We start from the raw sequence: 12,530 nt of genomic DNA, 5'->3' as shown, positions 1-12,530 counted from the left end.
AAGTGCCGACTGGTTTTTTTTATCAATAAATGTCCTTAGCATCTGCTGGGAGAGCTTTTACGTGATGGAGATAGTTCGTAACACGTTGATCGTCCAGAGTCGGATATTCGTAACCATAATAGTTCGCTACTTCCAAGGCAACTTTTCTAAATAAATTTCCCATGATCAAAAGAGACTGCCACATATGTTCATAATCTGCATCCGCAAACGTTTGGATATAGAGTGTCCAAAGTCCAGGTTCAAGGTGGTTCTCGAAATATTTTCCCTGTTTACCCGGATCTGCCGCGAAGTCTGTTCGTATACCAATATGCCATTCCAGCATCAAGTGAAGCGCATCTCTGACAGGCCGATCCAGCATAAATTTGGCATAGGGTAGCTCCTGTCGCCATAACCCTTTAGCCACATAAGTACTGACCCACCAGAACTCGTTGCAGGAATTCGCATAGACTTGGGCAGTTGGAGGTATCGTCTTATAATCTTGAAGACTTGGCGGTGGGAAAGGCTCCACAAGCCCGTCTTTATCCAGCAGCAGTACACTTAAGCTGTCTCGGGTCCAATTGGCGATGTTATTCGCAGGGTAGAGTGTAAGATCTATGCGATTGCCGTCCGTAAATAACATGAGAAAAGCAAAGCGATCATGGGGCATCGGGGTAGGTTCCATATGCTCATCGGGCGTCTGCATAATGATCAATTCACCAAAATGGTTGATCCAGCGACGTTCCTGAATAAAGCTGTCCATGGAGGATACGAGAAAGATGATATCATAATCCTGAAAAATGTCCCGTGGAGCATGTGGATTGGCGCGTGAACCATTCAGAATCACGGCACGTACCCGTTCGTCCTCTTGAGCAAAATGGAGAATGGTATGAAGCATTTCATGTTCACTTCTCATAATAGTTGTCTCCACAAACGGTATCTAAAGGAGAAAAACGTGGACAAGGGAGCAATAGAAATAATGGCCACTAGCTCAAGGATCATCAAGGAAAACAACCTCCTGTAAGTTCTTTTATCTGGGAAAAGTCTCCTACCCTTACAATAGCCTATACACAGAAGCCATTCAATTGTGCTGCCGAGGCCTTCTTCATTACCCAAAGTACACTTGACTGAATTGTATGTTTTATCCATAATGAAGCGAGGCATCAAGTACAGACCATCGAAACTCTCATAGGCTTATGGGAGGCAAATCAGACAGATGTGTGCTCATCACATGATTCAAGGAATGGAACTTGCAGAATCTTATTTTTATAAGGCATTCGGTCTTTTTAATACAATGAAGCATCACATATCGATTCAAGGTGTCATTAGCGGCACCATACCGGGTAGAATTTTTTATCTAATAATGGGGATAACGCTGTATTGAGCAACCCCCAAGGCATTTTTCTGGGAGGAAGTCCGGACAATAAAGCCTTTTTAAAAGAAATCAACATGTTGCTTCAAGAAATCCTATTACCTCAACTGGCATCCAAAGGAGAAATATCCGGAACTGGGGAGGCGCTTTGAGCGCGACTTTTTTTGTCAATTCGAGTCCATGCGGCTCTTGTGTGTTATATAAATGCAGTCCATTTAAAGAGGTTGGGAGGTATAAAGATGCCAAAAACGATATTAGTTGTAGACGACGATGAAGAAATCGTAAAACTCATCACAAAGAGTTTAAGGTACGAGCAATTTGCAATAATTTCGGCATGTTCCGGGAAAGAAGCCTTATCTGCATTGGAAGAAAATCACATTGATTTCATCGTTCTTGATATAGTGATGCCTGATATGGATGGACTTGATGTCTGCAGAAGTATCCGAAATTCTTATAATGTCCCAATTCTGTTTTTAAGTGCGCGTGATAAGGACATTGATAAAATCGTCGGGCTCGAAATAGGAGCAGACGATTACATGACCAAACCTTTCAGTATTCAGGAGCTTGTCTCCAGGATAAAGGCTCACTTCAGAAAAGTGGACAGGCTTTTTAAAGAGTGGGATGAACTTAGTCCCAGTAACGAAAAGGCGGATGCTCCGCTCATTTTGAACGATAAGACGTTTGAAGCATTTCTGAATAGCAGGAAGCTCGACTTATCAACGAAGGAATTTCAGATTCTGTCTATCCTCATGCGCCACCCCAATCATGTATTGACTCGTGAGCAGATATATGAAAACGTCTGGGGAGACGAATACGGAGAAATAAATACCGTAACGGTTCATATAAAAAATATCCGTAAGAAACTTGGTTCTGAATATGACTTTATTAAAACAATATGGGGCATAGGATATAAATACACGGAAAGAGAGCAATAGTATGAAACTGAAAATAAAGCTTCCTCTTTTGTTCCTGCTGATGTTTATAATATTCATGTTTTCGATTGGAATGTATCTGAAGCTTGTCTTTGCAGTATATTCCCCTATACGCAGTTCATTGCTGGACTCGCGATATATAGCATTGCTCCTGCCCATATTTGCAATTGCCTGTTTCATATTTATTATTCTGATTATCTATATTCATTTTTGCATAGAGAAACCCATTCAGCTTCTGAATACCAGGCTTGAAGAAGTGAATATTGTACATCCACTGCCTCCGCTAGCTCTGAGAAGTAATGATGAGATCGGAGAACTTTATAAGCACTTCAATAAGATGGAGCATCGGCTTCAACTCGCGCACAAAGAGCAGATCGATATGATCGCGGCAATTGCCCACGACTTGAAAACACCCTTGACATCTATTAATGGTTTTACTGAACTGCTGGCTACACACAAGGATTTACCAGAAACTGAAAAGCAGGAATATTATGATTTGATTCAAAGGAAGTCAGGATATATGGTCGAACTCATCAATGATTTCTCCAGTTTCACCAAAGAAAAACTGGAGTTGGAATCTATGGTAGCTAAACCTGTAAAAGCTTCAAAATTATTTGAAAACATTGCCCTTGAATATGAGTATGAGTTGGCGGGACTTGACAACGAGCTTACTTGCCGCCATTCATTCACGGAAAATATATTGCTGATGGTCAATGAACCGATGATACGTCGGGTTTTCGGCAACCTCTTTAGCAATGCTGTAAGATATGGAGGGAAAAACAAACTGAAAGTGTATATGACCGGATACCCGCTAGGACAGTATGCCTTTTTTCAAATCGAGGATAATGGAATTGGAGTGCCGGATAAGGATATATCTTCTCTGTTCCTCAAATTTTTCACTGTGGATAAATCGCGGCAAATCCAAAAGGGCGGGCTGGGTCTGGGTCTTGCAAGCTGTAAATCCATTATTGAACATCATAGGGGCGAAATTTGCGCCTACCCTTCCGAATATGGCGGTTTGGGGATAAGATTCAGCCTTCCCTTGGCCGCACAACACTGATTTTATTTTTGCACATTTTCTTTTACTACAGGAGTTAAAGGCTGCTGCCGGGTGTGAACACCCAGGCAGCAGCCTTTTTTGTTTTTTCAGCGGTTTATAGTTTTTTATATTCTCTTTATAAACATTTATTTTTCTTTTAAAGAAGCTTTATCTTTGTGTTGTAAAAATTACTTGTAGTAAAAAAACTACAATCACTAGAACTGGAAAAGGAGGATGTTGCAATGTCAATTGAGTTCAGCCGTTGGCCCAATAACTACATGATGTCATACCAAGTCACCAAAGCTTTAGGTATGGCAAGCCTCGGTGCTACGGACGTCACCGAGATCTACGAGGCCTGCAAAAAAATCGACCCCGATGACAAGGACACGTGGCACAGGGAATGGCTCATAACGGCTCAGGCATTGGAAAGACACGGCAAGGAGGCCGAAACGGCTGGAAACTGGTATACAGCACGAAACTGCTACATTCGTGCCTGCAATTACTACAGAATTGCGGAATATGCGGTGATGGATGATGACACCGAGAAAATCCGTGTATTTAAGAAAGTAAATGAACTCTTCGAAGCTGCCGGAAAGTACTTCGATGTCCAACCAGAGAAGATCCAAGTCGATTACGAAGATGTAAAGTTGGATGGTTACTTCTTCTCCCCTTCCTGGATAAAAGGTCCGAAGCCGACCCTTTTTGCTCTCAACGGTGGCGACGAGTGGTCAATTGAAAACTATTTCTGGCTAGGTCCCGCTTTTATTTCGTGTGGATATAACTTTCTGGTCTATGACCAGCCTGGCACCGGCCTCTCGCTGTACGAAAAGGGAAAAGGAAGACGAGCGGACAGTGAGGCTTTCCATTCCCGAGCAATCGACTTTCTTCTAACTCGGCCGGAAGTCGATCCCGATAAGATTATCGTGCACGGGGAGAGTTTTGCGGCTTACGACTCGCTGCGATTCGCTTCGTTCGATCACAGGATTGCTGCCGTCATCTCCGACGGCGGTACGCACACCTTTGATTGGGATGCCATGCTTAAATGGATGCCGCCGAGTCTGGCCGCACACGGCATGAGAATTCTGGGGGCAAAAAGCTTGGAGGATTTTGCGGGGAATCCGCGTTTTGCCTATGATCTTGAGGGCGTGCTCCACCAGATAGAATGTCCGCTTCTTGTAATGCACGGAGCGGAAGAGATATTGGTTCAGCCAAATCCGCTGACACAAGCCTTGAAGAATTACGAGCAAGCGGGTTCGAAAAACAAGACGTTCTACCCGATAGAGGATAGACGACTTGGCGGATTAGAACACTGTCAGGTAGACAACATCAACGTGCTGCATGAGGTAGTGCTGAATTGGCTCTGCTCAATTGGGCTTGGGCCAGCCTCGCCTCGCTTAAGCGATTGCCAGGACATCATAAAGTAGATTTATTGAAAAATTTCTGATTGAGCTTGTTCAGGAGTGTCGTACTTAGAATCCTGAATAAGCTCTCTGTTTATGGAGGAGTTGAAGGCTATGAGTATTTTATCAAAGGAAAAAAATGGCGGAACGCCCGCCATACAAATTGAGGGAGTACACAAAAAATTTGGCGACTATATCGCATTGAACAATCTTTCGCTGGAGGTGAGCCAAGGAGAGATATTTGGATTTTTGGGACTGAATGGCGCTGGAAAGACAACGACCATAAAGATGCTCTTGGCGATGCTCAAGCCAACCTCCGGCAAGCTCTATATGTTAGGTGAAAAGGTCGATGCCGGAAACTATAAATTATGGGACAAGGTTGGATATTTGGAGGAGGCTACTTTTTATCCCGATTTAACTGTAGTTGAAAATCTTGACATAGCACGACGCATGCAAGGGGTGCCTGACAAAGATTCCGTAAATCGGGTTATCTATAAGTTGGGGCTTGAGCTGCACAAACAGAAGAAGGCAAAGAATCTTTCTTTAGGAAACAAACAGCGCCTGGGACTTGCGAAAGCAATGATTCACAATCCGGAAATTCTAATATTGGATGAGCCGATAAATGGCCTCGATCCCGCAGGCGTGGCGGAGATACGGAATATGTTATATAACTTAGCGAAAAATTTCGGCGTAACTGTTTTTATATCCAGCCATCTGTTAGAGGAACTCTCGAAAGTTTCCACACGCATTGGGATTATTCACAATGGCCATCTTGTTAAAGAAGTCGCAATGGATAAGCTGGAGCAATCGTTACAGAAAAACTTAGTGGTGAATGGCCGCGACAAACATGCCTTAAAGGAGGTGCTTGAAGAGCATGGATATGAATTTGAGGAGATAATAGACGGCTATATTAAACTAACCGATGACCACGCAGCGGATAGTCCTGAACGACTGGCCGAACTGCTGGTTAAATCCAATCAACCGCCAACATTGCTTCGAGTGATTACGGAGGATTTGGAAGGATATTTTCTCCGCACAATTGGTATGACAAGGGGGAATATATAAGGGGGAATATATAATGAATATTTTTTCTGTCTTACATTGTGAGATTCGCAAGATTATCCGCGCCAATGTGTTTTGGTTGGTATTTCTTATTTTTGCATTTGGGCCAATCATGATGGGAGTCGGAATTATTTTATCCAGTGACGCCGGCGGAATCAATTGGAAAATGTATTTAACCGAATTGCTTGATAGTCTTGCCCCGCTGGGACTTATCGGGTACACCTTTATCGCGGCATGGGTATTTGGACGAGAGTTTTCGGATAAAACAATTAAAGATTTGCTTGCAAAGCCCGTTTCCAGATCGAAAATTGTACTGTCCAAATTTCTTGTAATTTTAGCATGGAGCCTATTACTTTCCATGTATATGTTTGCCATAGGTTTTGCCGTGGGGGGTATTCTAGGAGTTGCGGGCGGGTTAGCTTCTTTTATTTGGAATATCTTCTTTAAATTCATTATAACATCGCTATTGTTTATTATTGTTACCACACCAGGCACTCTTCTGGCCAATGTGAGCAAGGGATACTTGGCACCATTAGGACTCATCCTGATAATCGTCATTCTCTCAAATGTTTTGGCCTCTTTTGGATTCGCCCCCTATTTTCCGTGGACCATCCCGTCGGTATTTCAAAGCACCGGGTTTTTAAAGTTGAGTAGTATAATCATTCTTGCGTCTACGGGAATAGCCGGAATAGTCGGAACATTTGCCTGGTGGAGATTTGCCGAGCAGCAATAAACGCGCTACATGCACTGAGTTGTAGATATATCAATTATGAAAAGGAACAACAATCTCTCCGCTGCTCGCACGTTCATGCTTGACGATAAACTAAGCGCTGGATTGGAGAGTGTACCACAACCGAAGCAGTTCAAAACGTGCGTTTCAAGGGTTGAAACATACACACAGCCCATTCTGGAGGGCAAAGGGTTGAACGATTAGAACGGACAAATGGATCGGATAGTCAAGAAATACGAAAGGCGAGGAACATCTGCCGAAGAGCAGGTGTTTTTTTGCTTAGAATTACAGAGGGAGCAGTAACCCTTAAATTATGAGGGGGATATGATGTGTCCTTATGCTGAATCTGTTTCCGGTGTTCACCGGCATCGGGCTGATCATTCCGTTAATGCCGAAATTCATTAATGAACTGCGGATTGCCGGAAGATGTGTAATGCTCCCATTGAGCCAGTGGACTTCAACGGTAAGTTGACCGACCAGCTTTTCTAGGCGCTCCTGTTTGCTTTCGTATTCCTTTCTCATCTTGTCCGCTTCACTCGTCCCTTTCTCGAACACCATAGACGCCCGGTTCAGAAACTCGGCTTTCCACCAGCTAATCATCACGGACTCATTTCATATTTGGCGGCAATCTCGTTCACGGTCTGCTCTTCCTGCAAGACCTCCAGCACAATCTTCGTCTTAAAATTTCCTGCGTATCTTTTTCGAGCATAGCGCACCTCATTTCAAGTGATTGGAATAATATAACATTATCACTTACATCATGAACAAGTCTACCGTGTTTAGGATTAAGTAATCATCGGAAGCATTGGGAAAGAAAAAAGCTGTCCCCCAGTAGCTAAACCTACTTTTTGGGAACAGCCCATATTTAAATGATGTTTGTTTCCAGCATGCCTTCGAGATCTTCTTTGGTAAGATGGTAGTGTGCGTTACAAAAGTGGCAATGAGCTTCAGCCTGTCCATCGGTATGGATCATATCTTCTATTTCCTTATTCCCTAAGCTGATAATGGCATTGGTAACGCGCTCTTCTGAGCAGGGACAATGAAATTGTACAGGCATGGTTTCCAGTATGTTCAGGTTGCTTTCTCCCAAAATCTGACCCAGAATCTGCTCTGGCGTAAGACCTTCCATGACCATTGCGGAGATGCTTGGAATGCTCTCAATGCGTCTCTCGATAAAACTGATAACCTCCTCCTGCGTATCTGGCATCAGCTGAATAATAAAACCTCCAGCCGCCTGAATAGAGTTATCCGGGTTAACAATAACTCCCGCTCCTACAGAAGAAGGAATTTGTTCGGATTGGACGAGATAAGATGTGAAATCCTCCCCCAGTTCACCCGAAACGAGAGGGACTTGTCCAACAAATGGGTGTTTTAAGCCGATATCTTTAGATACAATTAGCGCTCCATCTGTTCCTACAGCTCTGGCGACATCTAATTTCCCTATCTGATTAAGCTCAAAATGGGTTTGTGGATTTTTTACATAACCTCTAACTTCACCTTTGGAGTTGGTATCGACAAGAATAGTGCCGATAGGTCCGCCGCCATTAATCCTGATCGTCAGTTTATCCTCATCTTTAAGCATGGCTCCCAGCATGACGCCGACCGTCATAGAACGTCCCAATGCAGCCGATGCTGTGGGCCAGGTATAATGACGCCGTTGAGCTTCACTTACCGTTTCCGTTGTTCTCACGGCATAAGCCCGTACCTGGTTATTGTAGGCAAGAGCTTTTACTAAATAATCGTTCATGTTCATATTCCTTTCTGTTCATTAGAGTTCTTTACAAGACCATTTTTTCCTGAATCCAGTTCTCCAAAGAAGTCATTTTGTCATCATATCCTTCTTTAAAAAAGTCAGCGGATAGTGACGCGATGGTTTCTCTTTTCAGAACGGCTTTCCAGGAGGCTTCCGCTTCTTCCATTAAATTTGCCAGTAAACAACACTGATCGTCTTTCTTTAATTCAAGCATATCGTTGTAGATACCGCTGGAAGAATAGAGAGTCTGTTGTCCTTCAATCGCCAGATAAATATCAAATACCCGTATATCCTCAGGTTTTTTCTTTAATTTGAACCCGCCCTTGACACCAGGTACAGAAGTAATCAAATCGGCGCTAACCAATTTACGTAACAGTTTATGAAAATAAGTAGGTGAAGCACCTAACTGCTGGCTAATGGCCTCCCCAGGTAAAACGGCTTTGTCCGGCAGCATCGTGAGTAGAAGAAGCGCGTAGACAGATTGTTCGACACCTGTTTTCATATGCACTAGCAATCACCTCAATCTTTATAACAGTGCTAATGTGGATAATTATTATCCACATAAATGCATGATAGACGAGCTTCTCGTAAAAGTAAACTGTTTTTGAACAAAAACTAAAAATTTAAATCATTTGCAATTTATAACGGGACACATTATCATAATTGACGTATCAATTGATAGGTCAAAGAATTAAGGCATTGAGGAAAATTCGTAAAATAATATTTTGACAGGGGGTTTATATATAATGACTACGCGTAACGTTGCACTATCTATATTAGATCTTGCACCTGTCCTTGAAGGCGGCACTCCTGCCGATTCCTTCCGTGACACGGTGGATCTTGCCCAGCATGCTGAACAATGGGGGTACCATCGGTACTGGCTAACGGAGCATCATAACATGCAGGCGGTCGCCAGTGCGGCTACGTCCGTGATCATCGGGCATGTAGCTGCACATACAAACAAGATTCGGGTCGGTTCAGGCGGTATTATGCTGGCTAACCATGCTCCACTCATGATTGCAGAGCAGTTTGGAACCCTAGAGTCGCTCTATCCGGGACGAATTGATCTGGGACTTGGCCGGGCTCCAGGCACGGATCAACCTGCGATGAGGGCACTGCGGCGAGGGCTTCACAGTACTGGGGAAGATTTCCCTGAGCAATTGAATGAACTGCGTTCTTACCTGAATCCAGCGCTGAACGGAGCCGTTCCGGGAGTAAGAGCAGTTCCTGGAGAAGGGCTGGACATTCCCATCTGGTTACTGGGATCAAGCGGATTCAGCGCACAGCTGGCAGGTCAGCTTGGGCTGCCGTTCGCGTTCGCCAGCCACTTTGCCCCGGCTCATTTGCTACAGGCTCTGGAGTTGTACCATCGCAATTTTCGGCCATCCAAAGCACTGGATAAGCCATATGTGATGGTCGGTGTTAATGTGCTTGTTGCAGATTCTGATGAGGAAGCAAAATGGCTCTTCACTTCACAAGAACAGCAGTTTCTAAATGTGCTGCGCGGGCACAGCGGAGGACTGAAGCCACCAGTGGATGACATGGAAAAGCTATGGAGTGAGCACGAGAAGGAGATGGTTCGTGGTAATATGCTGGGGTATTCAGCCATCGGCAGTCCCGACACCGTCAAGCAAAAGATGGATTTGATAATCGACCAGACGAGAGCCAATGAGTTGATTACAACCTCTCAGGTATATGACCATCGGGCGCGCCTGCGCTCGTACGAGCTGCTAGCCAAAGTGATGCGTATAGTTGGGTAATTAGATGAGTTAAACGAATGAGGCCGTGCCAGAAAGGTTCTTATAACCGATTCTGACATGGCCTTTATTTTGTGCGTGGCAATGATCGTTTACCAAATGAATATATCCATTTTTTCAGATGGGTAAAAATTAAAATTTATTTTTGATTATTTTTGTATTACATATTTTCAAATTAAAACAAAAGTGTTATAGTCTCCGTAAGCAAAAATAAACACTATAATAAAGTGATTCAAAACTAAACAGAACTTGGAGGTCTTTTTCCTATGGTACAAAGTCTGTGGATTTCTTCACAAGCATCTGAGCAGAAAAGCACGCTGGAACAGCTCGTATACCGTTCTAACCTGATTGGCACAGATAGGAGTGTGTGCAACTGGGGAGGCGGTAACACTTCAGCCAAAACGATGATACAAGATTTTCGTGGGCGTGAAGTAGAAGTGATGTACGTTAAGGGCAGCGGTTCCGATCTCGCAACAATGAAAGCGCATAACTTCACAGGGCTTCGTATGGAGGATATTCGTCCTTTATTTGAAAGGGAAGATATGTCTGACGAGGATATGGTCGCATATTTGGCGAACTGTATGATAGATGCCAAGCATCCACGGGCTTCAATTGAGACGCTATTGCATGCTTTTCTGCCTTTTACACATGTCGATCATACACACCCAGACGCGATTATTAGCTTGTGTTGTGCGCACAACGGTAAGGAAATGGCTAAGGAAATCTTCGGTGACCGTTTTGTATGGGTGCCTTATATCCGTCCTGGCTTTAAGCTGTCGAAAATGATTGCCCAAGGTGTAATCGATCATCCACAAGCTGAATTGGTATTGATGGAAAAGCATGGTCTGGTTACGTGGGGAGACACATCCGAAGCGGCTTATGCCAAAACAATCCAAATCATTCAAGAAGCAGAAAGCTATATTAAAGCTCGTCAAGAGGAAAAGCAGGCGTTTGGAGGCGTAAAATATAAAGCGCTTACTTATGAAGAGCGCCGAAGCATTGCTTCCCAAGTTATGCCATCCGTCCGGGGTGCAGTCAGTGATGAGAAAAAGATGATCCTCACCTTTGATGACGCGGAGGATGTGTTGGAGTTTGTGAACGGCCGAGATTCTGCTGTTTTATCTCAGGTTGGGGCAGCATGCCCGGATCATCTGGTTCATACCAAGATGAAGCCACTCTATGTAGATTGGACACCGAATGTGGAGGACGTAGAGGGCTTGAAAGTTAAGCTCGCTGAGGGTATAGCGGCCTATAAGGAACAGTATCAAACTTATTTCGAGCGCAATCGGCATGAGGGAGATGTTATGTTTGAGGCTGCGCCACGTGTAATTTTGATTCCGGGTATTGGTATGATCAACACAGGAAAAAGCTGGAGCAACGCGCAGGTAAGCGGCGCCTTGTATCATCGTGCTATTGCTGTCATGCGAGGAGCAACGGCGTTAGGAGAGTTTGTTTCACTCAGCGAGAACGAGTCATACAACGTGGAATACTGGCCGCTGGAGCTTTATAAGCTGTCACTCGCACCAGCAGAAGCTGAATTTTCCCGTAAAATTGCGTTCATTACAGGCGGTGCAGGCGGGATTGGCAGTGCAACCGTACGTCGCTTGGTGGATGAAGGTGCACATGTCGTACTGGCAGATCTGAATCTGGAAGGCGCGCAAAAGGTAGCCGCAGAGATAAATGGCAGCTACGGAGAAAACCGTGCCATCGCCGTAAAAATGGATGTGACGCAGGAGGAGCAGATTCAGGCTGCCTATGCAGAAACGGCATTGACCTATGGCGGTGTAGATATCATCGTCAACAATGCAGGCCTTGCTACATCCAGTCCGTTCGATGAAACATCGTTAAAGGAATGGAATTTAAATGTGAATGTGCTGGGAACGGGTTATTTTCTGGTTGCACGAGAAGCGTTCAAGCTCATGAAGGAGCAGACACTTGGTGGGAGCATGGTGTTCGTCGGTTCCAAAAACTCGGTCTACGCAGGTAAAAATGTAACGGCCTATAGCTCGGTCAAGGCGCTAGAAGCACATTTAGCCCGTTGTATTGCCGCAGAAGGCGGTGAATATGGCATCCGTGTGAACACCATTTTGCCGGATGCCATTCTGCAAGGCTCGGCAATCTGGAACTCCAATTGGCGCAACGAGCGCGCTACCGCCTACGGCATCGAGCCCGACCAGCTGGAAGAGCATTACCGCAAACGGACGACGCTGTTGGTTAACATTTATCCGCAGGATATCGCCGAGGGCATTGCCTTTTTCGCCTCATCCAAGGCAGAGAAAACGACAGGCTGTATGCTGACCATCGACGGTGGCGTCCCCGCAGCATTTACACGCTAGCCGAATTAAAATGAACCTATGTAAGCGATATGACGATAGTTTCGAAGGGTTATAAAACACTTTGGAAAACACGTAAATAAGCAATGTAATGTATTTACGTGTTCTCATCCTTGATATACACACTAACACTTTAAAAGTAGAAGTGACTTTATGGGTGGTCAGCAGCGGAGCGG

General features: G+C 44.5%; 11 protein-coding genes. 7 read left to right on the top strand and 4 right to left on the bottom strand.

The genetic code is table 11. From position 1 onward, the window contains the following. Window positions 1-22: 22 nt before the first annotated feature. Entirely contained in the window at window positions 23-892 is an 870-nt protein-coding gene (locus NLX73_RS06615; RefSeq protein WP_254325724.1) for an aminoglycoside 6-adenylyltransferase, read from the bottom strand. Window positions 893-1,587: 695 nt separating this feature from the next. Here NLX73_RS06615 and NLX73_RS06610 point away from each other — a divergent pair. The 5 genes from NLX73_RS06610 to NLX73_RS06590 all read left to right on the top strand — a co-directional run bounded on the left by NLX73_RS06610 (window position 1,588) and on the right by NLX73_RS06590 (window position 6,514). Continuing rightward, complete coding sequence (locus NLX73_RS06610; RefSeq protein WP_013310135.1) at window positions 1,588-2,283, top strand: response regulator transcription factor; 696 nt, start codon at window positions 1,588-1,590, stop codon at window positions 2,281-2,283. A 1-nt stretch (window position 2,284) separates the two neighbouring features. After that, window positions 2,285-3,340, top strand: coding sequence for a HAMP domain-containing sensor histidine kinase (locus tag NLX73_RS25085; protein ID WP_028541664.1), 1,056 nt, complete (start codon window positions 2,285-2,287; stop codon window positions 3,338-3,340). A gap of 221 nt (window positions 3,341-3,561) precedes the next feature. Next, the gene (locus NLX73_RS06600; protein WP_254325723.1) at window positions 3,562-4,743 is read left to right on the top strand and encodes an alpha/beta hydrolase family protein; all 1,182 of its coding nucleotides are present in this window, start codon (window positions 3,562-3,564) and stop codon (window positions 4,741-4,743) included. Window positions 4,744-4,833: 90 nt separating this feature from the next. Beyond that, entirely contained in the window at window positions 4,834-5,784 is a 951-nt protein-coding gene (locus NLX73_RS06595) for an ABC transporter ATP-binding protein (RefSeq protein ID WP_254325722.1), read from the top strand. 13 nt (window positions 5,785-5,797) lie between these two features. Then, entirely contained in the window at window positions 5,798-6,514 is a 717-nt protein-coding gene (locus NLX73_RS06590) for an ABC transporter permease (protein ID WP_039275252.1), read from the top strand. A 303-nt stretch (window positions 6,515-6,817) separates the two neighbouring features. On the opposite strand, the gene NLX73_RS25080 is transcribed toward NLX73_RS06590, so the two are convergent. From NLX73_RS25080 to NLX73_RS06575, 3 genes are all read right to left on the bottom strand, one after another. Further along, window positions 6,818-7,111 carry a hypothetical protein gene (locus NLX73_RS25080; RefSeq protein WP_367997092.1) on the bottom strand — a complete coding sequence of 98 codons (294 nt, stop codon included), beginning with the start codon at window positions 7,109-7,111 and terminating at the stop codon, window positions 6,818-6,820. A 265-nt stretch (window positions 7,112-7,376) separates the two neighbouring features. Beyond that, window positions 7,377-8,258 carry an Hsp33 family molecular chaperone HslO gene (hslO, locus tag NLX73_RS06580; RefSeq protein ID WP_069291826.1) on the bottom strand — a complete coding sequence of 294 codons (882 nt, stop codon included), beginning with the start codon at window positions 8,256-8,258 and terminating at the stop codon, window positions 7,377-7,379. 31 nt (window positions 8,259-8,289) lie between these two features. Continuing rightward, window positions 8,290-8,772 (bottom strand): RrF2 family transcriptional regulator, encoded by a 483-nt coding sequence (locus tag NLX73_RS06575; RefSeq protein ID WP_039275257.1) that lies wholly within the window; start codon window positions 8,770-8,772, stop codon window positions 8,290-8,292. A gap of 238 nt (window positions 8,773-9,010) precedes the next feature. Here NLX73_RS06575 and NLX73_RS06570 point away from each other — a divergent pair, with 238 nt between their 5' ends. Together NLX73_RS06570 and NLX73_RS06565 are read left to right on the top strand one after the other, a co-directional pair. After that, a complete protein-coding gene (locus NLX73_RS06570) occupies window positions 9,011-10,024 on the top strand; it encodes an LLM class flavin-dependent oxidoreductase (RefSeq protein ID WP_069291827.1) in 1,014 nt (337 codons plus the stop codon). Between the two features lie 263 nt (window positions 10,025-10,287). Further along, complete coding sequence (locus NLX73_RS06565) at window positions 10,288-12,357, top strand: bifunctional aldolase/short-chain dehydrogenase (protein ID WP_254325721.1); 2,070 nt, start codon at window positions 10,288-10,290, stop codon at window positions 12,355-12,357. Window positions 12,358-12,530: the final 173 nt, after the last annotated feature.

The sequence above is a fragment of the Paenibacillus sp. CH40 genome (genome assembly GCF_024213605.1).
In the GTDB taxonomy this organism is placed as follows: Bacteria; Bacillota; Bacilli; order Paenibacillales; family Paenibacillaceae; genus Paenibacillus; species Paenibacillus polymyxa_B.
Note: the sequence above shows the minus strand (reverse complement) of the source record. Positions and strands in the feature narration are given on the sequence as shown.